23 protein-coding genes are annotated in these 22,891 nt (G+C 54.8%); 4 read left to right on the top strand and 19 right to left on the bottom strand.

Annotated elements, in window-relative coordinates:
• Positions 1-27: 27 nt before the first annotated feature.
• Complete coding sequence (locus HED65_RS12380) at positions 28-729, bottom strand: pirin family protein (protein ID WP_114978809.1); 702 nt, start codon at positions 727-729, stop codon at positions 28-30.
• Between the two features lie 104 nt (positions 730-833).
• Between HED65_RS12380 and HED65_RS12375 the strand changes: the two genes are divergently transcribed.
• Positions 834-1,736: a LysR family transcriptional regulator gene (locus HED65_RS12375; RefSeq protein ID WP_028017092.1), complete on the top strand. Its 903-nt coding sequence runs from the start codon at positions 834-836 to the stop codon at positions 1,734-1,736.
• A gap of 41 nt (positions 1,737-1,777) precedes the next feature.
• Here HED65_RS12375 and HED65_RS12370 read toward each other — a convergent pair whose 3' ends face one another.
• The 11 genes from HED65_RS12370 to HED65_RS12320 all read right to left on the bottom strand — a co-directional run bounded on the left by HED65_RS12370 (position 1,778) and on the right by HED65_RS12320 (position 9,021).
• On the bottom strand, positions 1,778-2,143 hold the full coding sequence (locus tag HED65_RS12370; RefSeq protein ID WP_114978808.1) for a DUF805 domain-containing protein: 366 nt from the start codon (positions 2,141-2,143) through the stop codon (positions 1,778-1,780).
• Positions 2,144-2,250: 107 nt separating this feature from the next.
• Complete coding sequence (locus HED65_RS12365; protein ID WP_114978807.1) at positions 2,251-3,237, bottom strand: glutathione S-transferase family protein; 987 nt, start codon at positions 3,235-3,237, stop codon at positions 2,251-2,253.
• A gap of 73 nt (positions 3,238-3,310) precedes the next feature.
• On the bottom strand, positions 3,311-3,703 hold the full coding sequence (locus HED65_RS12360) for a DoxX family protein (RefSeq protein WP_114978806.1): 393 nt from the start codon (positions 3,701-3,703) through the stop codon (positions 3,311-3,313).
• Positions 3,704-3,906: 203 nt separating this feature from the next.
• Positions 3,907-4,203, bottom strand: coding sequence for a YqjK-like family protein (locus HED65_RS12355; protein WP_108090513.1), 297 nt, complete (start codon positions 4,201-4,203; stop codon positions 3,907-3,909).
• Positions 4,200-4,598 carry a phage holin family protein gene (locus HED65_RS12350; protein ID WP_114978805.1) on the bottom strand — a complete coding sequence of 133 codons (399 nt, stop codon included), beginning with the start codon at positions 4,596-4,598 and terminating at the stop codon, positions 4,200-4,202. Before HED65_RS12350 ends, HED65_RS12355 begins: the two co-directional genes overlap by 4 nt.
• A gap of 2 nt (positions 4,599-4,600) precedes the next feature.
• The gene (locus HED65_RS12345) at positions 4,601-4,906 is read right to left on the bottom strand and encodes an ElaB/YgaM/YqjD family protein (protein WP_028017098.1); all 306 of its coding nucleotides are present in this window, start codon (positions 4,904-4,906) and stop codon (positions 4,601-4,603) included.
• A 29-nt stretch (positions 4,907-4,935) separates the two neighbouring features.
• The gene (locus tag HED65_RS12340) at positions 4,936-5,304 is read right to left on the bottom strand and encodes a DUF1090 domain-containing protein (RefSeq protein WP_114978804.1); all 369 of its coding nucleotides are present in this window, start codon (positions 5,302-5,304) and stop codon (positions 4,936-4,938) included.
• Between the two features lie 143 nt (positions 5,305-5,447).
• Positions 5,448-5,822 (bottom strand): EnvZ/OmpR regulon moderator MzrA, encoded by a 375-nt coding sequence (mzrA, locus tag HED65_RS12335; RefSeq protein WP_114978803.1) that lies wholly within the window; start codon positions 5,820-5,822, stop codon positions 5,448-5,450.
• A gap of 2 nt (positions 5,823-5,824) precedes the next feature.
• Entirely contained in the window at positions 5,825-6,487 is a 663-nt protein-coding gene (gene yqjA / locus HED65_RS12330; protein WP_114978802.1) for a DedA family general envelope maintenance protein YqjA, read from the bottom strand.
• Positions 6,488-6,830: 343 nt separating this feature from the next.
• Positions 6,831-7,607, bottom strand: coding sequence for a transcriptional regulator ExuR (gene exuR, locus HED65_RS12325; RefSeq protein WP_114978801.1), 777 nt, complete (start codon positions 7,605-7,607; stop codon positions 6,831-6,833).
• A gap of 115 nt (positions 7,608-7,722) precedes the next feature.
• Positions 7,723-9,021, bottom strand: coding sequence for an MFS transporter (locus HED65_RS12320; protein ID WP_114978800.1), 1,299 nt, complete (start codon positions 9,019-9,021; stop codon positions 7,723-7,725).
• Positions 9,022-9,498: 477 nt separating this feature from the next.
• Here HED65_RS12320 and uxaC point away from each other — a divergent pair, with 477 nt between their 5' ends.
• Together uxaC and HED65_RS12310 are read left to right on the top strand one after the other, a co-directional pair.
• A complete protein-coding gene (gene uxaC / locus HED65_RS12315) occupies positions 9,499-10,911 on the top strand; it encodes a glucuronate isomerase (RefSeq protein ID WP_114978799.1) in 1,413 nt (470 codons plus the stop codon).
• A gap of 17 nt (positions 10,912-10,928) precedes the next feature.
• Positions 10,929-12,416 carry a UxaA family hydrolase gene (locus tag HED65_RS12310; RefSeq protein WP_114978798.1) on the top strand — a complete coding sequence of 496 codons (1,488 nt, stop codon included), beginning with the start codon at positions 10,929-10,931 and terminating at the stop codon, positions 12,414-12,416.
• A 95-nt stretch (positions 12,417-12,511) separates the two neighbouring features.
• On the opposite strand, the gene sstT is transcribed toward HED65_RS12310, so the two are convergent.
• From sstT to HED65_RS12290, 4 genes are all read right to left on the bottom strand, one after another.
• The gene (gene sstT, locus HED65_RS12305) at positions 12,512-13,753 is read right to left on the bottom strand and encodes a serine/threonine transporter SstT (protein ID WP_114978797.1); all 1,242 of its coding nucleotides are present in this window, start codon (positions 13,751-13,753) and stop codon (positions 12,512-12,514) included.
• Between the two features lie 226 nt (positions 13,754-13,979).
• Positions 13,980-14,948, bottom strand: coding sequence for a TerC family protein (locus HED65_RS12300; protein WP_114978796.1), 969 nt, complete (start codon positions 14,946-14,948; stop codon positions 13,980-13,982).
• A gap of 252 nt (positions 14,949-15,200) precedes the next feature.
• Positions 15,201-16,199, bottom strand: coding sequence for a Gfo/Idh/MocA family protein (locus HED65_RS12295; RefSeq protein WP_114978795.1), 999 nt, complete (start codon positions 16,197-16,199; stop codon positions 15,201-15,203).
• Positions 16,200-16,269: 70 nt separating this feature from the next.
• Positions 16,270-16,773, bottom strand: coding sequence for a YgjP-like metallopeptidase domain-containing protein (locus HED65_RS12290; RefSeq protein ID WP_114978794.1), 504 nt, complete (start codon positions 16,771-16,773; stop codon positions 16,270-16,272).
• An 82-nt stretch (positions 16,774-16,855) separates the two neighbouring features.
• On the opposite strand from HED65_RS12290, the gene rlmG reads away from it, so the two are divergent.
• Positions 16,856-17,992, top strand: coding sequence for a 23S rRNA (guanine(1835)-N(2))-methyltransferase RlmG (rlmG, locus tag HED65_RS12285; RefSeq protein WP_028017110.1), 1,137 nt, complete (start codon positions 16,856-16,858; stop codon positions 17,990-17,992).
• On the opposite strand, the gene HED65_RS12280 is transcribed toward rlmG, so the two are convergent.
• The 3 genes from HED65_RS12280 to lsrR all read right to left on the bottom strand — a co-directional run bounded on the left by HED65_RS12280 (position 17,989) and on the right by lsrR (position 22,754).
• On the bottom strand, positions 17,989-20,010 hold the full coding sequence (locus HED65_RS12280; protein WP_114978793.1) for an NADPH-dependent 2,4-dienoyl-CoA reductase: 2,022 nt from the start codon (positions 20,008-20,010) through the stop codon (positions 17,989-17,991). The genes rlmG and HED65_RS12280 overlap by 4 nt on opposite strands.
• Positions 20,011-20,175: 165 nt before the next feature.
• Positions 20,176-21,750, bottom strand: coding sequence for an autoinducer-2 kinase (gene lsrK / locus HED65_RS12275; RefSeq protein ID WP_114978792.1), 1,575 nt, complete (start codon positions 21,748-21,750; stop codon positions 20,176-20,178).
• A 32-nt stretch (positions 21,751-21,782) separates the two neighbouring features.
• Positions 21,783-22,754, bottom strand: a complete 972-nt coding sequence (lsrR, locus tag HED65_RS12270) for a transcriptional regulator LsrR (protein ID WP_114978791.1) — start codon at positions 22,752-22,754, stop codon at positions 21,783-21,785.
• Positions 22,755-22,891 lie beyond the last annotated feature (137 nt).

Below are 22,891 nucleotides of genomic sequence, written 5' to 3'. Positions count from 1 at the left end.
CCCCCTCTCTTCAGAGGGGGGAATCGATTACACCGGCAAATCAATCAACAACGCTCGCAGTGGTGTATCAGCAACCAGCGTAATATTCGCTTCATCACGAATAAACGCTCCATCACCACAGGTGAGCGCTTCTTTCTCTTCCGTGTGCGTCACCGCATGCACCGTGCCGTGGATTGACTGCAGATAGGCTCGCGGGCCATGAAGCTGGAAGCTTGCCTGTTCGCCTTTCTTCAGTTCAATGTGATGCAGCCATACCTGCTGGCGCAGTTGCAGACTGCCTTTGCTACCGTCCGGGGAGGCAATCAGCTGCTGCTTATCGCCCGTCAGGTCTACCTTCTGTACCGGTGGATTTTCCCGCTCCGGACAGGCATCGAGCCAAAGTTGCATACGGGTCAGCGTCTTCTCTTTGCTGAGGTTATGCTCGCTGTAGCTGATGCCTGGCTGTGTGGAAATCAACAACGCTTCGCCAGCCTTTGCCTGGACATGATTGCCCTCGCTATCGCGGTATTCTGCCTCGCCTTCCAGGATCAGGTTCAGGATATCGACTTTCGGGTACGTTCGCGGCTGGAAGGCGCTGCCCGGGGCGAGCACTTCCTGATTTAACACGCGCAATGAAGCGTAACCGAGGAGTTTCGGGTCAAAGTAGTGTCCAAAGGAAAAGGTGTAGCGGGCCTGCAGCCAACCGAAATCGGCTTGTCCGCATTGTTTAGCTGTTCTTGTCGTAATCATAAACTTGACCTCTCTTTACACTAAAACAATGGTAAAGGTATGGACGCTTCATTGTTAGCCAGATATTCTGCCGGGTATGTTCAAATTTCCTGAATGAGAACGAGATGGCTAAAGAGAGAGCATTGACGCTTGAGGCGCTTCGCGTCATGGACGCAATTGACCGACGTGGCAGTTTTGCGGCGGCGGCAGATGAACTGGGGCGCGTTCCGTCTGCGCTGAGCTACACCATGCAGAAGCTGGAGGAAGAGCTGGATGTGGTGCTGTTTGACCGCTCCGGTCATCGAACAAAATTCACCAACGTTGGACGGATGCTGCTGGAGCGTGGTCGCGTCCTGCTGGAGGCAGCGGACAAGCTGACGACGGATGCCGAAGCACTGGCACGAGGCTGGGAAACCCATCTGACATTGGTTACCGAAGCACTGGTACCCACCGAAGCACTGTTTCCGCTTGTAGATCGCCTCGCAGATAAGGCGAACACCCAGCTGTCGATCATTACTGAGGTACTGGCAGGTGCATGGGAGCGTCTGGAGACGGGCAGGGCGGATATCGTTATTGCCCCGGACATGCACTTCCGCTCCTCGTCGGAAATCAACTCCCGCAAGCTCTATAGCGTGATGAACGTCTATGTCGCTGCACCCAATCACCCGATCCATCAGGAGCCTGAGCCGCTCTCTGAAGTGACGCGCGTGAAGTATCGCGGCGTGGCGGTAGCAGATACCGCACGTGAACGTCCGGTGCTAACGGTGCAACTGCTGGATAAACAACCTCGTTTGACGGTGACTTCACTGGAAGATAAACGACAGGCGCTGCTGGCTGGCCTGGGCGTGGCGACCATGCCGTACCCGTTTGTCGAAAAAGACATTGCAGAAGGGCGGCTGCGCGTTGTCAGCCCGGAATATAGCCACGAGGTGGATATCATTATGGCGTGGCGTCGCGACAGTATGGGCGAAGCCAAATCATGGTGTTTACGCGAAATCCCGAAGCTTTTCGCTCATTATAATAAATAGAACTGTAGGCCCGGTAAGCGCAAGCGCCACCGGGCAATGAATCAGGCATTGAGTTTAGGGTCGGCACCAAAGCGGTTTTCGCCTGGCGTGCCGCTCTGACAGTTGAAGATCAAGATGACAATCCAGCCCACAACCGGGATCAACAGCAGCAATAGCCACCACGCTGAACGATCGGTGTCATGTAGTCGGCGGAACTGTACGGCCCAGGAGGGCAGCAGAATAAATATGCCGTAAATGGATGTGAGAACACCTTCCCCGCTCGCCCGCTCCCAGCCCAGGATTTTATCCACAATACCCAGCACCAGGATGAAAATGAAGTTCACCAGAACGAACATCCAGTACTCTTTACGGCGCGCACGGCCACCAAATCCAATGTAGTTACGCAGTACTTTTAAATACCAGTCCATTTTTCCCTGCCTCTGTAATCGGTCAATCACTTGTTTTCTAAGCGATCGAGATAAGGATAGATGGAGATTGTGAATTAAAAAAGGGCATCTATTGATACCCTTAATATTTAGCGGAAACGGACGTCACGACCGTGCGGCTCATTCAGATCCTGCCACGGGCCAATGGAGATAATGCCCGTTGGGTTGATGGTCTTATGGCTGCGGTAGTAGTGGGTGCGAATGTGGTCAAAATCGACCGTTTCGGCAATACCTGGTGTCTGGTAGATGTCACGCAGAAAACCATACAGGTTCAGGTAGTCACTGATGCGGTGCTTGTCGCATTTAAAGTGGGTGACATACACCGGATCAAAGCGCACCAGCGTGGTCCACAAACGAATATCTGCTTCCGTCAGTCGGTTGCCCGTCAGATAGCGATGCTGACCGAGGAGCTGTTCCAGACGCGCCAGCGATTCAAATACTTTCCCGACCGCTTCGTCATACGCTTCCTGGCTGGTGGCAAAACCGGCCTTGTAGACACCGTTATTGACGTTGTCGTAAATCCAGCTGTTCAGCTCATCAATTTTATCGCGCAGCTCAACCGGGTAATAATCTCCGGCGCGAGCGCCATGGGCATCAAACGCGGTGTTGAACATGCGGATAATCTCCGCAGACTCGTTGCTGACGATTGTTTGGTTTTTCTTGTCCCACAATACCGGAACGGTAACGCGCCCGGTGTAGTGCGGATCGGCACGCAGATACAGTTGGTACAGGAAATCGTGGTGATAGAGATCGTCTCCCGTTGCTGCAGGGAAATCGGCGTCAAACGTCCAGCCATTTTCCAGCATCAGCGGGTTCACCACCGAAACGGGAATTAAGGACTCAAGACCTTTGAGCTTGCGTACAATCAGCGTGCGGTGCGCCCACGGACAAGCGAGTGAAACATAAAGATGGTAACGGTCTTTCTCGGCCGCAAAACCGCCTTCGCCGCTCGGGCCTGGGGCACCATCGGCAGTCAGCCAGTTACGGAAGGCGGAAACTGAGCGCTTGAAGCGGCCTCCGGTAGATTTGGTGTCATACCAGACATCCTGCCAGATGCCGTCTACGAGTTGTCCCATTTTTTTCTCCTCCGTCAGATAGCAAAAGCGAGGAGATATCCCCTCGCTTGTGTTCATTCAGTATAGCGTGTGCTTACCATTTCTTGTTCAGAACACGGTCGATGCTGTATGCGCCTGGGCCAGTGATGGCCAGCAGCAGGAAACCACCAGCAATAGTCAGGTTTTTCATGAACATCAGGGAGTTCACGCCTTCAGCAAAGTTGCTGTGGAAGAGGAACGCCGTCAGTACGGTAAAGCCAGCGGTAAACAGCGCTGTGGTACGGGTCAGGAAGCCGAACAGAACTGCCAGACCGCCGCCGAACTCAAGCAGGATGGTCAGTGGCAGCAGGAACCCCGGCACGCCCATGGCTTCCATATACTGCTGGGTACCCGCATAACCGGTGATTTTGCCCCAACCTGCAACGATGAACAGAATTGGCATCAGAATACGCGCGACCAGTACACCAACATCTTCTAATTTTTTCATTTTACTCTCCAGGAAACCACATTAGCGGCTGAACTTTATTTGTCTGCAATTCCGGGTAGATACCGCGTTCTTGCTGTCGATGGAGAGAATCATAAACGTGACGAATGACAATTGTTAGCAAGGAAAACTGTCAATCTTTTTCAAAGATATTGAGGAAGGGAGGGGGATTTTGCCGGGTGGCGCAGCGCCACCCGGCGAGAAGGCTACCGCAGCTGCTGCTGGCGCAGTGTTGCTTTCACCAGACGCCAGGCGCTCCAGACTCCAAAGCCCCGACGCGTCCAGCGAATAAGCTTACTTGGGTGACGAACGCCCCAGATAGCCATAATGCTGGTGCCGACCAGCGCCCAGGAACGGACGTTCAGGAAGGTATTCCAGCCGCGATCGAGCGGACGCGTCGCCTCGATCCAGTCGCGGCGGCTGGCTGACAGATCCAGCCTCTGCTGCTGGATCTGGCTTAACAGAAACGCTTTACGTTTCTGGCGTTCGGCTTTGTCGCTCACGGCTTGTCATCCTCCAGCAGGGCGCGATCGTTAGCCAGTTCCTGGCGCGTGTGGCGCAGGAAAGTGGATTTACGTGCTTTACGCAGTGTCCATATACCGCCAATCAACGCTGCCAGCAGCAGGACGACGGTGGTGGCAATCATCGCGTTAAGACGATACTGCGGGTCAATGGCCCAGATGATGAGTACCATCAGGCTCATCAGACCGAACGCGGCGAAGAGCATGGTCAGCCCGAGCATCAGCAGTATCTGGAAGAGGTTCGCTTTTTCCTCTTCCAGCTCAACGACGGCCAGCCGGATGCGGGTTTCGGCGATGCCGACCAGCGTGGTTAAAATACGCTGGCCGATGCCGAGGACGTTTTTAGCAGGCCCTTGTGCGTGACGAGGATCTTCCATAATCAACGACGCGTGAGCAGGACACCCAGTACTACACCTACCGCGGCACCAATACCTACGCCCGTCCAGGGATTATCCCGAACATATTCATCAGCACGTGCAGCGGCTTCGCGGGTTTGCTTCGCCAGCGCATCACCCGTTTCACCCAGACGGTGGCGACTCTCTTTCAGCGCTTGTTCCGCTTTGCTACGCAGTTTGCTGACTTCTTCCTTAGATTTATCGGCGGAGGAGTTCAGCACCTCTTCCAGAGTGTCAGCCAGGGATTTCAGTTCAGCGCGCAGATTTTCAGACGTCGTATCTTTTGACATGATTTTCTCCTGTTGAGATTTCCGTTAACTCAATAATCGCGAGCTTCCAGCGCTTTCAGGTCATCCTGCGCTTCTTTCAACTTCTTCTCGCGCTTAGCAATTTTTTCCGCATCCCCTTTCTCTTTCGCTTCCTGCAGGTCGCGACGGCGCTCAGCTATCTCGTCCTTCTGTTCAGCGATTTTTTTCTGGTGGTCGGCACGAAGCTTGCTGTCTGAACAGTTCGCTTTCACTTCGCTCAGCGCTTTTTTAAGACCCTCAACACGGTGCTGATTGTTATGCTTTTCGGCATAACCGATCTCACGCTGAATATCCTGTTCTTTCTCCTGACAAAGAGAGGTTGCGAAGGACGCTGTGCTTAAAGAAAAAAGGGCCAGAGCAAGAGTAATGCGGAATTTCATTATCGAAACCTTCCATTGTGTTACGGCGTAAGCCGCTATCCAAAGTTATGCGGAGTACATTTGAGGGGTGCTCCGCGTACTTAAGCATAGTAAGTAAACGGGGGATTCACCAAAGTGAGTGAAAAGATTCGGAATCCTGGAAATTATCCAAGCCGATGCGACGTATCACGAATCAATGAGAACCAGGCTGTAGGCTGGCTGTCATCTTCCTGCTGGGCAATGATATATCCTTGCGGCAGCGTTCGGTCGAGAACCACTTTCGCGGCGGCGCTTTGCGCACGGGAATCAAACGTGATCAGTAAAACATCATCCTTCGGGGTGATGCTCTTAAAGCGGATCCCGTTCGCATCCAGATGGTGCCAGACAGAAAAACCATCTGGCACGCTGGCACCCTGAGTAACCGGACGAATGGCCAGCGTAGACTCCTGATGCGAAAGCGCGCTCCAGACCAGAAGCATGGCACTAACAAGCACCAGGGCGATCAGGGCGTACGCACAACGACGCAGGGAGATAACCATTGTTAGCTCCTGGCTCCGTATTTTTTCTTCCACAGGACAACCAGTGAACCAATCAGACCGAAGACCAGCAGAACAACGGGCAGCAGCATCAGGCACGACATCAGCTGATCTTCATACTTCATGAAGACAGGGGTTTTACCCAGCGCATAGCCCAGCGTTGTCAGGATCAGCACCCATAACAAGCCACTCATCCAGTTAAAGAACTGGAAGCGTGTGCTGCTCAATCCGGACAGACCCGCAATGGTTGGCAACAGGGTGCGTACAAAGGCGATAAAGCGGCCAATCAGCAACGCGGAGAGCCCGTGCTTATGGAAAAGGTGGTGCGCCCGCTGGTGATAATGGGCAGGAAGATGAGAGAGCCAGTTCTGCACGAGCCGGGTATTGCCCAGCCATCGTCCCTGGATATAGCTCACCCAACAGCCGAGGCTTGCGGCGACGGTCAGAAGAAAAATGGTTTGTGGAAACGCCATTGCCCCTTTGGCGCACAGTACGCCGACAAGCACCAGCAAGCTGTCACCGGGTAAAAAGGCGGCAGGCAGCAAACCGTTCTCAAGGAACAGGATCATAAACAAGACAAAATAGAGCATGCCAATCATGGAAGGGTTGGCCAGCGTTTCAAAATCCTGCGCCCAGAGGGCATGCAGTAGTTGGGTCAAAAGTTCCATTCAGTGTTCCTGGAAATCGGTTAACGTCACGCCTGTTATCCGGGACAAACAGCACGGCGACATTGTAGTGATTTCATTATGGTCGCTCGCGGACACATTGCGGTGTGGCCAACACTGTTCCCTGTTAATTGGCTGGTTAGCAAGCACTAACTTACAAAATAAGGAATTGAATCCAATTGTAACAAAGCCCAACGGTCTGCGTCACAGAATTTGCGGGGTGGGATGATTTTGGCGTAAGCCCAGGAAGTGAGCGAGGGGATTTACAAAGGCTGACACTATATATGTTTTGCTTACCCACGTAAGCCGGAAGGCGCAACGAAGCGCCTGCCAGCGAAAAGGTGATCTATTTTGCGCCACTGGATGCCGTATCGAGATGAACGACGGGATTATCGGCAAAAAGATAGCGGTCAGCGTTAAATTCAAAGTCGTCGCTGGTTTCATTGAACAGCATCAGCTTCGTATTTTCCAGGTGCTGCCACATTGCCAGTTTAGCGGCATGAGGATCTTTACGAATCAGCGCCTTAAGGATTTGATCGTGATCGTCACACCAGTTGTCGACAGTTCGGGAATCGATATGGTCGTGAAGTTTCTTCCAGTACGGGTTGTGAACACGCTGAGTCCACATTTTCTCAACGATTGCCGCCAGCGCCGTATTTTGAGTTGCCAGGGCGACCTGAACGTGGAATTGCAGATCCCACTCTGAATCCCGGAAACATTTTTCCTTACGGGCATTCTCCTGGATTTCCATCAATTTCATGATGTCCTGCTTGGTCACCTGCGTCGCGGCGAATTCCGCAATATTGCTTTCGATCAGCTGGCGAGCCTGGAGCAGCTCAAACGGACCATAGCTGGCGAATTCCAGACTTTCATCTGCGACCGGAGAGTGTTTCGGCTGATTCGAAATCACATGAATACCGGAACCTTTGCGCACTTCAACATACCCTTCCACTTCCAGCATGATAATCGCTTCACGCACCACCGTGCGGCTGACGCTTTTTTCATCCGCGATAAAGCGCTCGGCGGGAAGTTTATCACCGACAAGATAGACCCCTTGCTCGATGCGATCTTTCAGCTCCGCAGCAAGTTGTTGATATAAACGACGTGGTTCGGTGATTTCCATATGCGCTCCAGGCAGGGTACGGCAGATGATTTGTTATACCACTTTTGCATGCCACTCTCCAGATTTTGCCATTAAAAAAGCCACCCGGAGGCGGCTTAGTTGAAACGTATTTTCGCTAACTCTGCGTAGCCGGTTTGCCGAGCGACTCCTTCGCCAGCTCTTCTGCCGATTTGCTTTTCAGCACCGTCCAGATAACCACCGCACCCATCAGGTCGAAAATAGCCAGTACGGCGAACAGCGGGCTGAAGCCGATGGTATCCGCCAGCGCACCCACCACCAGTGCAAACATCGTACTTGCGGTCCAGGCTGCCATACCGGTCAGGCCGTTTGCTGTAGCGACTTCGTTACGACCGAAGACATCAGAGGAAAGCGTAATCAGCGCACCGGACAGTGACTGGTGAGCAAAACCACCGATACACAGCAGGGCGATAGCGACATATGGGCTGGTGAACAGACCGATCATGCCCGGGCCAATCATCAGCAGCGCACCCATGGTCACGACCATTTTACGGGAAACAATCAGGTTCACGCCAAACCAGCGCTGGAACAGCGGTGGCAGGTATCCCCCCACGATACAGCCCAGGTCAGCGAACAGCATCGGCATCCAGGCGAACATCGCGATCTCTTTCAGGTTAAAGCCGTAGACTTTGAACATGAACAGCGGGATCCACGCATTAAAGGTACCCCAGGCTGGCTCAGCCAGGAAACGTGGCAGGGCGATACCCCAGAACTGACGGGTGCCGAGGATTTGCCAGACAGACATTTTTTTGCCGTTGTTGGTCTGATGCTGCGCTTCCTGACCGCCAATGATGTAGTCACGCTCTTCTTCAGACAGTTTTTTCTGATCGCGCGGGTGCTTATAGAAAACCAGCCACGCCATTGCCCAGGCAAAACTCAGCACGCCAGAGATGATGAACGCCATTTGCCAGCTGTGCATTACGATAGCCCACACCACCAGCGGTGGCGCAATCATCGCACCGATGGACGAACCCACGTTGAAGTAACCGACCGCAATGGAACGCTCTTTCGCCGGGAACCACTCGGAGCTGGCTTTCAGCCCTGCTGGGATCATCGCGGCTTCTGCCGCGCCGACCGCACCACGAGCCAGTGCCAGCCCACCCCAACTGCCTGCCAGTGCGGTTGCACCACAGAAAATTGCCCAGGCGATAGCGAAGAAGGCATAACCGATTTTGGTACCGAGAATATCCAGCACATAACCTGCAACAGGCTGCATGATGGTATAAGCCGCGGAATAAGCGGCAATGATGTAGGAGTATTGCTGCGTGGAAATATGCAGCTCTTCCATCAACGTTGGCGCTGCAGCTGCCACGGTGTTACGCGTCAGGTAGCCCAGCACGGTGCCTAACGTCACCAGTGCGATCATATACCAACGTAACCCTTTAATTTTACGCATCTAAAACCTCATCGTTATGTTATTTCCGCGCCAGAGCACGGCAACCTCTCAACCGTTTCCGGGAGCTGTTGTGTAACGGGAGGGGCGTAGCCGGGAGAATGTCCCGGAACGGCCCGAACCTTGCCATAAGTAAGCGTGCATAAGTCGGTATCCGTACCGTTAAACCCGATGCCTCTCACATCGGTAATGCATTCCGTCGGCTGAGTGTTTGCGACGGCGAAAAAGATAACTTGTCATACAACTTCAAAAGGTGAGTGACATCACAAATGTATGATTATTTGTAGGGACATTATCTCTTGCGTGCAAAGCTAGTTCTGGCGCGGCCTGGAGAAGGGTTTGCTCCATTTAGGGTAATTTATTTGTTGACGTTTATTGATCTCACTCACGAAAAAAGCTTCGGTTGATGGAAATTGGTGTGATAACTTTGCAGCATATGAACATACGCTTTCTGACGCTCCCGTTACGAGGAAGACGATAATGACGCCGTTTATGACCGAAGATTTTCTGTTAGATACTGAATTTGCCCGCCGCCTGTACCACGACTACGCAAAAGACCAGCCAATTTTTGACTACCACTGCCATTTGCCACCGCAGCAGGTTGCCGAAAATTACCGTTTCAAAAATCTGTATGACATCTGGCTGAAAGGTGACCACTACAAATGGCGCGCGATGCGTACCAATGGTGTGGCTGAACGTCTGTGTACTGGCGATGCGACTGACCGTGAGAAGTTTGACGCATGGGCAGCGACAGTTCCGCATACCATCGGCAACCCGCTGTATCACTGGACGCACCTTGAACTGCGTCGTCCATTTGGCATTACGGGTAAGCTGCTTTCCCCGACAACGGCGGATGAAATCTGGGATCAGTGCAACGCGTTGCTGGCGCAGGAGCAATTTTCTGCGCGCGGTATCATGAAGCAGATGAACGTGAAGATGGTGGGTACGACCGACGATCCGATTGACTCCCTTGAGCACCACGCCGTGATCGCCAAAGACACCGCGTTTGATATCAAAGTGCTGCCAAGCTGGCGTCCGGATAAAGCCTTTAATATCGAACAGGCCACATTCAACGAGTACATGGCGAAGCTGGCAGAAGTCTCTGATACCGACATTCGTCGTTTCGCAGACCTGCAAACCGCGCTGACCAAACGTCTGGACCACTTTGCCGCGCACGGCTGTAAAGTCTCTGACCACGCACTGGACGTTGTGCTGTTTGCGGAATCAAACGAAGCCGAGCTGGACAACATCCTGGCGCGTCGCTTGTCCGGTGAATCCCTGAGCGAACACCAGGTTGCTCAGTTCAAAACGGCGGTACTGGTATTCCTCGGCGCAGAATATGCCCGTCGCGGCTGGGTACAGCAGTACCACATTGGTGCACTGCGTAATAATAACCAGCGCCAGTTCAAGCTGCTGGGGGCGGATGTGGGCTTCGACTCCATCAACGATCGTCCGCTGGCAGAAGAGCTGTCTAAATTGCTGAGCAAGCAGAACGAACAAAACCTGCTGCCAAAAACCATTCTCTACTGCCTGAACCCGCGCGATAACGAAGTGTTGGGCACCATGGTCGGCAACTTCCAGGGGGAAGGGATGCCGGGCAAGATGCAGTTCGGCTCAGGCTGGTGGTTCAACGACCAGAAAGATGGCATGGAGCGTCAAATGACACAGCTGGCGCAGCTTGGCCTGTTAAGCCGCTTTGTTGGCATGCTGACCGACAGTCGCAGCTTCCTCTCCTATACCCGTCATGAATATTTCCGCCGCATTCTGTGCCAGATGATTGGCCGCTGGGTCCATGCCGGCGAAGCGCCAGCAGATATCCAGTTACTGGGTGAAATGGTGAGAAACATCTGCTTTAACAATGCGCGTGACTACTTCGCCATTGAACTGAATTAAGGCCGTTTGAGGTTGATATGCAATACATCAGAATCCATTCGCTGGATAACGTGGCCGTAGCGCTGGCGGATCTGACCGAAGGGACGGAAGTCACTTTTGATAATCAGTCGGTCACGTTACGTCAGGCCATTGGACGCGGACATAAATTTGCCCTGATCCCCATCGCTAAAGGGGAGAACGTGGTGAAATATGGTTTGCCGATTGGCCATGCGCTTGCGGATATTGTGCCGGGTGAATACATTCATTCTCACAATACCCGTACTAATCTGAGCGATCTGGACGAGTACAGCTATCAACCTGATTTACCCGCGAAAGAGAGTCAGGCGGTGGATCGTGAAGTGCAGATCTACCGTCGCACCAGTGGTGAAGTGGGGATCCGCAATGAGCTGTGGATCCTCCCTACTGTCGGTTGCGTGAATGGGATTGCACGTCAAATTCAGACCCGCTTTCTGAAAGAGACCAACAATGCTGAAGGCACCGATGGCGTACATCTGTTCAGCCATACTTACGGCTGTTCACAGCTCGGCGACGACCATATCAACACGCGTACCATGCTGCAAAACATGGTACGCCACCCGAACGCGGGCGCGGTGCTGGTGATCGGCCTGGGCTGCGAAAACAATCAGGTCGATGCCTTCCGTGACACGCTGGGCGAGTTTGATCCTGAACGCGTGCATTTTATGGTATGCCAGCACCAGGATGACGAAGTGGAAGCGGGTATTGAGCAACTCCACCAGCTGTATGAGGTGATGCGCCACGACAAACGCGAGCCGGGCAAGTTGAGCGAGCTGAAGTTTGGTCTGGAGTGCGGCGGGTCTGATGGCCTGTCCGGTATTACCGCCAATCCGATGCTGGGCCGCTTCTCGGATTACGTGATCGCCAACGGCGGCACGACGGTACTGACCGAAGTGCCGGAAATGTTCGGTGCGGAACGTATTTTGATGAGCCACTGCCGCGACGAAGAGACGTTTGAAAAAACCGTCACCATGGTGAATGACTTTAAACAGTACTTCATCGCCCACAACCAGCCGATTTATGAGAACCCGTCGCCGGGTAATAAAGCGGGCGGGATTACTACGCTGGAAGAGAAATCCCTTGGCTGCACCCAGAAAGCGGGGGCCAGCCAGGTTGTTGATGTTCTGCGTTACGGTGAGCGGCTGAAAACGCACGGCCTGAACCTGCTGAGTGCTCCGGGTAACGATGCCGTGGCAACCAGTGCGCTGGCCGGGGCTGGCTGTCACATGGTGCTGTTCAGTACGGGCCGAGGTACCCCTTACGGTGGTTTTGTACCAACAGTGAAAATTGCGACTAACAGCGAGCTGGCGGCGAAGAAAAAACACTGGATCGACTTTGATGCCGGTCAGCTCATTCACGGCAAAGCGATGTCGCCGTTGCTGACGGAGTTTGTAGATACTATCGTGGAGTTTGCCAACGGCAAGCAGACCTGCAACGAGAAGAACGATTTCCGCGAGCTGGCGATCTTTAAGAGTGGTGTGACGCTGTAAGTAGAGTGCGGGCTGGTGCCCTCACCCTGGCCCTCTCCCACGGGGAGAGGGTACAAACACTAAAAACGGCAACCCTCAGGGTTGCCGTTTTGCTGTTAACCTCGCAGGGCGTTCTTCGCTAAACGCGCGTCTTCCGCCTGACAGGCCGCTGCGGTGAACAGCACGTCGGTAGAGGAGTTCAGCGCGGTTTCGCAGGAGTCCTGCAGCACGCCGATGATAAAGCCGACGGCAACAACCTGCATGGCAATCTCATTCGGGATACCGAACATATTGCACGCCAGCGGGATCAACAGCAGTGAACCGCCCGCCACGCCGGATGCACCACAGGCACACAGCGACGCCACCACACTCAACAGCAATGCAGTTGGCAGATCCACCGGAATACCCAGAGTATGGACCGCCGCCAGCGTCAGGACGGTGATGGTGATGGCCGCACCCGCCATGTTCACGGTGGCGCCCAGTGGGATTGATACGGAATAGGTATCGCGATCCAGGTTCAGTTTCTCCGCCAGCGCCATGTTCACCGGAATGTTCGCTGCCGAACTACGGGTGAAGAAAGCGTAGACGCCGCTTTCACGCAGACAGGTCAGTACCAGCGGATACGGGTTGCGGCGGATCTGCCAGAACACCAGCAGTGGGTTGATCACCAGTGCCACCAGCAGCATACAGCCAACCAGAACGACCAGCAGCTGCGCGTAGCCCCACAGCGCGTCAAAGCCGGTGGTTGCCAGCGTGGAGGAGACCAGACCGAAGATCCCGATTGGCGCAAAACGAATCACCAGTTTCACCATGAAGGTCACGGCGTTGGACATATCGTTGACCAGATTTTTGGTGGTGTCATTACCGTGACGCAGCGCAAAGCCCAGACCAATCGCCCAGACCAGGATACCGATGTAGTTTCCGCTCATCAGCGCCGTGACTGGGTTAGAAACCATGCTCATCAGCAGACCGCGCAGCACTTCCACAATCCCGGATGGCGGTGTGATATCGCCCGCAGCGCTGGTCAGATGCAGCGTGGAAGGGAAGAGGAAGCTAAACACAACGGCAGTTAATGCAGCAGAGAAGGTTCCCAGAAGATACAGGAACAGAATAGGGCGAATGTTGGTTTTTTGTCCGTGCTGGTGGTTAGCAATCGATGCCATGACCAGCATCAGTACCAGTACTGGTGCGACGGCTTTCAGTGCGCCAACGAAAAGGGTACCGAGCAGTCCCGTGGCTTCTGCAGCAGGTTTTGACACCATCGCCAGCAGAATACCCAGTACCAACCCGACCAAAATTTGTTTAACGAGGCTGCCCTGCGCCAGGCGCGCGAACAGACCGCTTGATTGTGTGCTCATACGTTATTCCTGAGTGAAATTGCGTTCCATCCTGGATGTGCTCTAAGTCACATTTATGTCCGGATGTAAGTATTTGTTTGCCTGGTTGAGTATCAGGGAAAGCAGCGAAAGGCGGAAGCGTAAAATGCTGGATTTTACGTGTTGCATCATATTTTTTAACTACTGCGTTACAAAAGTGTGTTCACCCTCTCCCTGTAGGAGAGGGCATCAGTCCGCACTGAACGTTTTACTCCACCTGCTGCTTCTTATCGTGCTGGCGGTTAACCCAGGTATTGATAATCAGCGTTACGATCAGAATGCCAAACACTACGCCGAGCGAAATGGCGATCGGGATATGGTAGAAATCGACAATCAGCATCTTGATACCGATAAATACCAGGATCACCGACAGGCCGTACTTCAGCATTGAGAAGCGCTCCGCCGCGCCCGCCAGCAGGAAGTACATGGCACGCAGGCCAAGAATGGCGAACAGGTTAGAGGTCAGAACGATGAACGGGTCAGTGGTCACGGCGAAGATAGCCGGGATACTGTCTACCGCGAAAATCACGTCACTCAGCTCCACCAGAATCAGCACCAGCAGCAGCGGGGTGGCAAACAGCAGACCGTTCTTACGTACGAAGAAATGCTCGCTCTCGATCTTGTCGGTCATGCGCAGATGGCCACGGATCCACTTCACCAGCGGGCGATCGCCAATCGCTGAGCCATCTTCTTTTGCCAACGCCATTTTGACCCCGGTGAACAGCAGGAACGCACCGAAGACATACAGCAGCCATTCAAACTGAGTAATCAGCCAGCTACCGGCGAAAATCATGATAGTACGCAGAATGATTGCGCCCAGCACGCCATAGACCAGCACGCGGCGCTGCAGGGCAGCAGGCACGGCAAAGTAGCTGAACAGCATCAGCCAGACGAAGACGTTATCAACCGCCAGGGCTTTTTCAATCAGATAACCGGTGAGGAAGGCGAGCGCTTGAGGATCGGCCACCGCGCGGCCTTCAGTCGAGGCCAGATACCACCAGAAGGCAGCACAGAAGAGCAGGGAGAGGGTAACCCACACCAGCGACCAGACGGCGGCCTGCTTCATGGTCATGCCGTGCGCGCCGCGCCGTCCCTGCAAAAAGAGGTCGATCGCCAGCATGATGAGCACGACAACCGCGAATCCGCCCCACAACATTGGAGTGCCGACAGAATGCATACTATTTTCCTTACACATAAAAAAACAAAAACGGCTATGGTCAGAAGACGATAGCCGTTAGCTTTTTATGCATAGACCTCGCCTTCCGGCAAGGTCTCACTTACAACCACGAGGGTTGCCCGGCGACCGGATGCGGTATTGCACGCATCGTAATGACGATCCACCGGCAAGGAAGTTACTCCCCTTTGCGGGTAACAAAATATGTCAGACCATCGGTTTCGTCAATGGTTGACAGGATTTTATTACACAGCTTTACGCGATAGCTTCTGCGCTCACGTCATCTGCCGGGAAGACTACGCCAGTCTGACGGCGGATCTCCGTTTGCAGTTTCGCCGTGGTGCGACTGACCGCGAGTCCTGGGTGGTTCACTTCGTTGTCTTCGACCAGACGGGCAAAGACCTCTGCCTCATAGAGCATAGTGTTAATATGCTGAGGCTGCGTCAGCTCTTGTGCTTTCCCGCCGCGTGGGACAAAGCTCAGCTTCTGACACTCAGAAATCTTTTCGATAACCAGCGATCCCGCTTCACCCTGAATTTCACTTGGCAGCACAGAATCACTCACTTTTGAATGTTGCAGCGTGACGCTGAAATCACCGTAATCCAGCATCACCACGCCGTGCGCATCTACGCCGCTTTCCAGCAGGCTGGCTTGTGCACTGACGCTGTGTGGCTCACCCCATAGTGCCACGGCGGAAGCCAGGCAGTAGAAACCGATATCCATGATCGAGCCGTTAGAGAAGGCCGGGTTAAAGGTATTCGGGTTCTCGCCGTCGAGGTAACGCTGATAGCGCGATGAGTACTGGCAGTAGTTAATAAAGGCTTTACGCACTTTGCCAATTTTCGGCAGGGACTGCTGTAGCAGCAGGAAGTTCGGCAGGCTGGCGGTTTTGAACGCTTCGAACAACACCACCTGATTTTCGCGGGCAAGCGCAATGGCGGCTTCCACTTCCTGAATATTCGAGGCCAGCGGCTTCTCGCAAATCACATGCTTTTTATTTCTGAGGAACAGCCTGGTTTGCGGGAAGTGCAGGGAGTTCGGGCTGGCAATATAAACCGCGTCAATGGCGTCACTTTTCGCCATCTCGTCGAGCGAGGTGAACAGATGTTCGACCAGGTAATCGTTCGCGAAGGTCTGAGCCTGCTCAAGACTGCGGGAATAGACTGCGGTGAGTTTATATTTGCCGGTTTCGTGGGCGGCGTCGACGAACTGGCGTGTGATCCAGTTCGTTCCAATGACTGCGAAACGTATCATAAACGTTTACGTACTCCGTAGCTGGGAACCTTTAGCCACTGTAGCACGTCATCATGACAATTCGCGTGCGCTACTGCGCATTACCCTTTAACGATAAATGCGTAAGCCACAAACGGGTATCAAACTCCAGCTGATGGTACTGCGGCTCCATATGACAGCACAGGGAGTAAAACGCTTTGTCGTGCTCTTTCTCTTTCAGATGCGCCAGTTCGTGCACCACGATCATCCGCAGGAACGCTTCTGGTGCGTTACGAAATACGGTCGCAACCCGGATCTCCGCTTTGGCTTTCAGCTTGCCACCCTGCACGCGGGAGATGGCGGTATGCAGGCCGAGGGCGTTTTTCAGCACGTGGATCTTGTTGTCGTACATTACCTTGTTGATCGGCGGCGCGCTCTTCAGATACCGGCTTTTCAGATCCTGCGTATACTGCCAGAGGGCTTTGTCGGTCGTGAAATCGTGGGTCCCGGGGTAGCGTTTTTCCAGCACCGCGCCGAGCTTCTGCTCGGCAATCAGGCTGCGAACCTGAGAAAGTAAATGCTCCGGGTAGCCCTGGAGATAAGTAAGTTGGTTCATCAACGCCCCAAATCGACAATAAAACGGTATACTCACGCACCCTTTTCAGGGATACGCCAAATTTTACCATTCAGGAGGGCCGATGAGCCACTTAGACAACGGTTTCCGTTCACTCAACCTTAAACGTTTCCCGGAAACGGACGACGTTAACCCACTTCAGGCGTGGGAAGCGGCAGATGAATATCTGCTGCAGCAGTTGGATGATACTGAAATCAGCGGCCCGGTTTTGATCCTGAATGATGCGTTTGGCGCGCTGGGCTGTGCGCTGGCGGAACATACGCCATACAGCATTGGCGACTCCTATTTAAGCGAGCTGGCGACGCGTGAGAACCTGCGTCATAACGATATCGAAGAATCCAGCGTGAAGTTTCTCGACAGCACGGCGGAGTACCCGCAGGCGCCTGGCGTGGTGCTGATTAAAGTACCCAAAACCATGGCGTTGCTTGAGCAACAACTGCGTGCGCTGCGTAAAGTCGTCACCCCTGAAACCCGCATCATTGCAGGGGCCAAAGCGCGTGATATTCACACCTCGACGCTGGAGCTGTTTGAGAAAGTGCTCGGCCCAACTACCACCACGCTGGCGTGGAAAAAAGCGCGTCTGATCAACTGTACCTTCAGTGCACCGGAACTGGCTGATGCGCCAGAGACGTTGAGCTGGAAGCTGGAAGGAACCGACTGGACTATCCACAATCACGCGAACGTCTTCTCCCGCACCGGTCTGGATATCGGGGCACGTTTCTTTATCGAACATCTGCCGGAAAATCTGGAAGGCGAAATTGTAGACCTGGGCTGCGGTAACGGCGTAATTGGCCTGACGCTGCTGGCGAAAAACCCGCAAGCCAGCGTGGTGTTCAGCGATGAATCGCCAATGGCGGTGGCTTCCAGCCGGCTGAACGTGGAAACCAACATGCCAGAGGCGCTTGATCGCTGCGAGTTTATGATCAACAACGCGCTGTCGGGTGTGGAGCCTTTCCGCTTCAATGCCGTTCTGTGTAACCCGCCGTTCCACCAGAAGCACGCCCTGACGGATAACGTCGCCTGGGAGATGTTCCACCACGCGCGCCGTTGCCTGAAAATTAACGGTGAGCTGTACATCGTAGCGAACCGCCATCTGGACTACTTCCACAAGCTGAAGAAGATTTTCGGTAACTGCACCACGATTGCCACCAACAACAAATTCGTGGTGCTGAAATCCGTGAAGCTGGGTCGTCGTCGCTAAATCTTCAGTGCCAGCTGGGTGCCCTGCGCAATTGCGCGCCGTGCATCCAGCTCCATCGCCACATCACATCCGCCAATCAAATGCACTGTTTTGCCCGTTTCACGCAGCGGATCGGCCAGATCGCGCTTCGGTTCCTGTCCGGCACATAAAATCACATGATCAACCTGCAGCAGCTGCGGTTCACCGCCGATCAGCACGTGCAGCCCCTCATCGTCGATCTTCTGATAACTGACTGCCGGGATCATCTTCACACCGCGAGAGAGCAGGGTGGCGCGATGGATCCAGCCAGTGGTTTTGCCCAGCCCTTCGCCTGGTTTGCTGGCTTTACGCTGCAACATCACGATCTGACGCGGGCTTTTGGGAAGTTGCTGCCCTTCAGGGCGTAACCCACCGGACTGATTCAGGCTGGTGTCGATGCCCCATTCCACGCAAAACTCGGCAATATTCTGGCTGGTTGCTTCTCCCGGCTGACTTAAATACATCGCGGTATCAAAACCGATCCCGCCGCAGCCGATAATCGCCACCTTTTCGCCGACCGGTACTTTGTCACGCAATACATCCAGGTAGCTCAACACTTTCGGATGATCGACGCCCTCGATCGCGGGTGTGCGCGGGGCGATCCCGCTCGCCAGGATCACTTCGTCAAAATCCACCAGATCGTCTGCTTTCACAAAGTGGTTAAGACGCAGATCGACCCCATTGAGTTCGATCATCCGGCGGTAGTAGCGCAGGGTTTCATAGAACTCCTCTTTGCCCGGGATCTGTTTGGCAATATTAAACTGGCCGCCGATCTCCGTTGCGGCATCGAACAGCGTCACGCTGTGTCCCCGTGAGGCGGCATTCACCGCGAATGACAGCCCTGCCGGACCCGCGCCGACCACGGCGAGGCGTTTTTGGTTGAGCGCCGGTACGACGGGCATTTTGGTTTCGTGGCAGGCGCGCGGGTTGACGAGACAAGAGGTGACTTTGCCGACGAAGATCTGATCCAGACACGCCTGATTACAGCCGATGCAAGTGTTGATCTCATCCGCGCGGCCGCTTTGCGCTTTGGACAGCAGTTCGGCATCGGCCAGGAACGGACGTGCCATCGACACCATATCGGCATCGCCGCGTGAAATAACATCGTCCGCCACCTGCGGATCGTTAATACGGTTGGTGGTCACCAGCGGAATAGAGACTTTACCTTTCAGCTTCCGCGTCACCCAGCTGAACGCCGCGCGCGGCACCGGTGTGGCGATGGTCGGAATGCGCGCTTCGTGCCAGCCGATGCCGGTATTGATGATGGTTGCACCTGCGGCTTCAATTGCCTGTGCCAGTTGCACGGTTTCGTCTAATGTTCCACCTCCCTCCACCAGATCGAGCATCGACAGGCGGAAGACGATAATAAAATCAGCACCCGCACGTTCACGCACGGCGCGTACCACTTCTACCGCAAAGCGCATGCGGCGGGCATAATCACCACCCCATTCGTCGTCGCGATGGTTAGTGCGGGCGGCGAGGAATTCGTTAATCAGGTAGCCTTCTGAACCCATCACCTCGACGCCATCGTAGCCCGCTTCACGTGCCAGCGCGGCGCAGCGGGCAAAGTCATCAATCAGCGCCAGGATCTCGTCGTGGTTGAGAGCATGCGGTTTGAAGCGGTTAATGGGAGCCTGAATTGCCGAGGGGGCGACCAGATTTGGTTGATAGCTGTAGCGGCCGGTATGCAGGATTTGCAGGGCGATTTTCCCGCCTTCATTGTGTACCGCATCGGTCACGATGCGGTGGTGAGGCAGTTGTGACACGTCATTCAACACCGCGCCGCCCTCCATGCCGACACCGGAAGGTGCAGGCGCGACGCCACCGGTGACAATCAGCGCCACCCCGTGCCGGGCACGCTCGGCATAGAAGGCCGCGAGACGTTCAGCCCCGTCCGGATGCTCCTCCAGACCGGTGTGCATAGAGCCCATTAATACGCGGTTTTTGAGCGTTGTGAACCCCAGATCAAGGGGGGCGAATAGCGACGGGTAGCGGCTCATAGTGTCTTCCAGTGTAAAATTATTGTTATGTGGTCGGATGAGTTACTAATTTAGCCAGCGTCAGCAGAAAGGTAAAAGCGGGATCAAATGATTGTGATAGAACTCAAAGAACTTCCCCGGTGGCGCTGCGCTTACCGGGGCTACAAAACTTAATCTCCCTCTCCCTCAGAGGGAGCGCACCAGCCCCGGAGCCTGCCACATCGATGTCGTCAGCCCGCTGTCCACCAGCCCAAGCTGGTCGGCATACACCGCCTGCCACTTCTGCATCATGCCGTCGTACAAGTCGCGGTGTTCTGGATTCGGCGTAAACTCCCGGCTCCACTTCACCAGCCGCTCGCCCGTTGAGGCCATATCTGCAAACAGTCCCGCCCCCGTTCCGGCTGCAATCGCACAGCCCAGTGCCGTGGCCTCTTTCACTTCCGGAACACGTACCGGCAGCCCGGTGACGTCGCTTAAAATCTGGCTCCACAAGGCGCCTTTCGCTCCCCCACCGGCGAAGACGAGGCTCTCAAACGTCACGCCGGAAAAACGCGAAATCTGTGCCAGATTGCAGGCCGAAACTATCGCAGCGTTCTCTTCCAGTGCACGGAACAGCGTCGCTTTGTTGCACTTTTCCGGGTCGATGGAGAGGTTAATAAACGATGGTGCAGCGTGATACCACTGCTTAAAATGCATGGCATCGGAGAAGATCGGCATCACCCCATGTGAGCCCGCAGGCACGCGGCTGGCCATCTCTTCCAGCAGGGTGTAGGTATCCATGCCCATCCGCTCAGCAATCAGCTTTTCCTCTGCGCAGAAGGCATCACGGAACCAGCGCATCGTCAGCCCGGTGAAGAAGCTGATTGACTCCGCCTGAACCATACCAGCAATAACATGTGGGTTTACGCGGATGTTCATCTCGGGATCGGTTCGTACCTGCGGCAGGTTGACCACCTGTTGCCAGAAAGTTCCGCCTAACACTGCCGTTTGCCCGGCGCGCACCACACCCAGCCCCAGACACCCAAGCTGCACGTCACCGCCACCCATTACCACCGGCGTCCCTTCACGCAGACCGCTCTGCTGCGCAGCGGCTTTGGTGATCGCGCCCAGTACGGTGCCGGTTTCTTTTACCGGGGAGAGGATATCGGCGCGCAGCCCGGCCATGTCCAGCAGTGCGGGTCGCCAGTCGCGGGAGAAGAGATCCAACATGCCGGTGGTGCCGGCGTTAGACGGGTCGACCGCCAGCTCGCCGGAGAGTTTCGCCGCCAGCCAGTCGCTGATCATGGTGATGGTCGCCGCTTTGCGGTAGATATCCGGACGATGGTGCGCCAGCCAAAGCAGGCGCGGCATGGCACTCAGGGCCAGGGTCTGTCCGGAGACGTCATACACTTCGGATTCAAAACGGTTGTCGTGGATCTCTTTGAGTTCAGCCACCTCGCGACTGGCGCGGGCGTCGACATTGGCGCAGGCCCAGATGGCTTCACCGTTGCGGTCATACAGCACAATTCCCTCGCGCATTGAGCAACAGGCAACGGACTGAATATCCGCCGCGCTCAGTCGCGCACGTTCCAGCGCCTGGTGAATGCACTGACAAGTGAGCTGCCAGTTGGTGTCGAGGTCAAATTCCATCGAGCCCGGCACGTTCTCCACGCTCAGGTGTTTCCACTCGGCCTGGCCGACTGCAATCTGGTTGCCCTGCAAATCAAAAATAACGGCGCGAACGCTGCCTGTCCCTGCATCTAACGCTAAAAGGTAACTCATGAGCTTGCCTCGTGTCAGGCGCAGGGCTGCTCTTATCCGGCCAGAGCCAGCACCGCGCGGGCTGTCGTCTCTTCCGTCACCAGGCCATTGATACGGCGACCTTTCAGTGCGGCATAAATCGCATCGGCTTTCTCTTCACCTCCGGCCACGCCAACGATGGTGGGCAACTGCGCCAGTTCATCGAGCGTGACGCCCAGTAATTCTTTATGGATCTCCAGCTCCTCGACGCATTCCCCTTCGGCATTCAGGAAGTACCCAAGAATGTCTCCCACCGCCCCTTTACGGGCATACATCAGCTGTTCACCTTCACTGATATAGCCGGAGCGCAAGATCGTCGCGTCGCGGCGCTGGTTCACGGAACCAATCCCCACCACTGCGACATCGGCCGCCTTCGCGGCGAGGATCACGTCCCGCACGCTGGTTTCGCGTTTTAAGATCCCGGCTACTTCGGCAGACGAAACGCGAAGCGGGGCAGGGATCATACTGACGCTACAGGCCGCATCGAGCTGGCCGATGCCGGTCATATACGGTCCTACACCGCCGGAGAGCGTCACCAGACGGATCTGCTGTGAGCTGATAAAACCGCTTAAGTGCTGCAGGCTGCTCATGGTGGTTTCACCAAATCCCACCGCTAAAAGCTGTCCGGGTTCCAGCACGCCCATCAGAGACTGTGCGGCACCAATGCCCAGTCGGACGTTCATTGGCGGAGTATTCAGGGCGGGCATCACGCGCACCAGCTTGAGCCCAAAACGCTGCTGTAATTCGGTTTCCAGTGCCAGACAGCCCTCATAACGAGAGTTGATCTGCACGCGGATCACTCCGGACTGGCGGCCTTTTTCCAGCAGGCGCGAGATCTTCAGACGCGGCAATCCGAGCCGTTCGCCAATATCGTTCTGGGTCAAACCATCGTGGTAGTAACACCACGCCACGCGAGCCACCAGCTCCTCTTCCGCCAGTGCCAGCCCGGCAAACCGACCTTCTTCCGCAGTGCGTTTATCGCTCATAATTGAACTCTTATAAAAATTTAGATCATATGTTCGTGATGACGCGGGTGGAAAGTGTGAGCCGCGCGGCAAAACGGATCTTTTAGTTTGTTTCTGGTTTATCTGGATCTTAATCAATAAAACTGTGATCCCTGCAC

It is taken from the genome of Pantoea sp. LS15, from assembly GCF_012241585.1.
Classification (GTDB): domain Bacteria; phylum Pseudomonadota; class Gammaproteobacteria; order Enterobacterales; family Enterobacteriaceae; genus Enterobacter.
Note: the sequence above shows the minus strand (reverse complement) of the source record. Positions and strands in the feature narration are given on the sequence as shown.